General features: G+C 72.5%; 1 protein-coding gene. It reads left to right on the forward strand.

Going from position 1 to position 1,283, the window contains the following annotated elements:
- Positions 1-1,102 (forward strand): PfkB family carbohydrate kinase (locus tag NBW84_RS13635; RefSeq protein ID WP_250285105.1); only part of this gene is annotated, 1,102 nt, incomplete at its 5' end.
- Between the last annotated feature and the right edge of the window lie 181 nt (positions 1,103-1,283).

Here is a 1,283-nt window from a genome sequence, read left to right on the forward strand (position 1 = left end):
CCGCCGGCGGGCCCGGGGCCGGCGGGCCCGGGGCGGCGGCCGGTACGACGGTGCCGGGCGCCGCGCGGCCGTCCGACTGAGCAGCTCCCCTGAGCGGCGGCCGCTGCCCGGCCGGGGCCGGTCGGATGGCATGCTGGCATGCGCATCCGCCGGAGTGCCCGGGAGGGACACGAGTACTGTTGCCGCCATGACGATCAGGACCGCTGAGGCGTTGGCCGGCCGTACGCCTGTCGACTACCTGGCGGTGGGGAACCCGACACTTGACGTCCTGCCCGACTCGTCCTTCGCCATCGGCGGGAGCATGGTCTACGCCGTGGTGCAGGCGGCGCGGCTGGGGCTGTGCGCCGTCGGTGTCGGGCGCGGCCGCGACGTGGAACTGGCACCGGTGTGGACGCCGTTCGAGGCGGAGGCGTTCCTCTACATCCAGCCGGCGCCGGAGACGACCCGGTTCCGCAACGACAACACCGGCGGTGCCGGCAGCCTGCGTACCCAGTGGCTGGAGGCGTCCGCGGGTGCCGTCTCGGGGCTCGACCGGCTCCCGGAGAGCAGGGTGCTGCATCTGGCGCCCGTCGCGCGGGAGATCGTCCTCGACGATGTTGTCCGGCGCAGCGCGCGGGGGCTGGTCGGGCTCACTCCGCAGGGCCTGATCCGTTCCTGGGACGCCAGCCGGCTCGTCCGTCATCACATGCTGCACATCGACGGCGCGACCGCGAAGAACATCGACGCGGTGGTGTTCGCCGACTACGAGGCCGCCTATCTGGCCGGTGTGGCCGAGGCGGTGCGCCGCGCCGGTGGGGTCGTCGTGGTCACCAAGGGCCCTCGAGGGGCGGAGGTCCTGCTCGCGAACGGGACGCAGGAGTTCGCCGCCATCGCGGCCGACCGTCTCGTCGATGACACCGGTGCCGGGGATGTCTTCGCCGCGTCGCTGTTCATCGCGCTGGACGCCGGGAGCACGGTCAGCGACGCGGTCCGGTTCGCCGCCGCGGCCGCCACGCTGAGTATCAGTGGGATCGGCCCGGGGTCGATCGCGACCCGGGACGCCGTCGCGAAGCTGGCCGGCCAGGACACCGCGCCCCACCGCAGCGCCGCCGGGCTGTTCTGAGGCACCCGGTTCTCGACCCCACCCGACCCCGCCCGTTCGGGGTCCTTTTCCTTTGCCCACGCCGTAGTCAACGCTGTTGACGACTCCTGGCGCCATATTTGATCTTGAAAGTTGCCGGTGGATGTGCGTTGGGAGCGGGGCCGGGATGTTCCATGCCGTCAACCGCCTGCGGTGGGGTAGA

This window comes from Protofrankia sp. CiP1_Cm_nod2 (genome assembly GCF_920664355.1).
Taxonomy (GTDB): domain Bacteria; phylum Actinomycetota; class Actinomycetes; order Frankiales; family Frankiaceae; genus Protofrankia.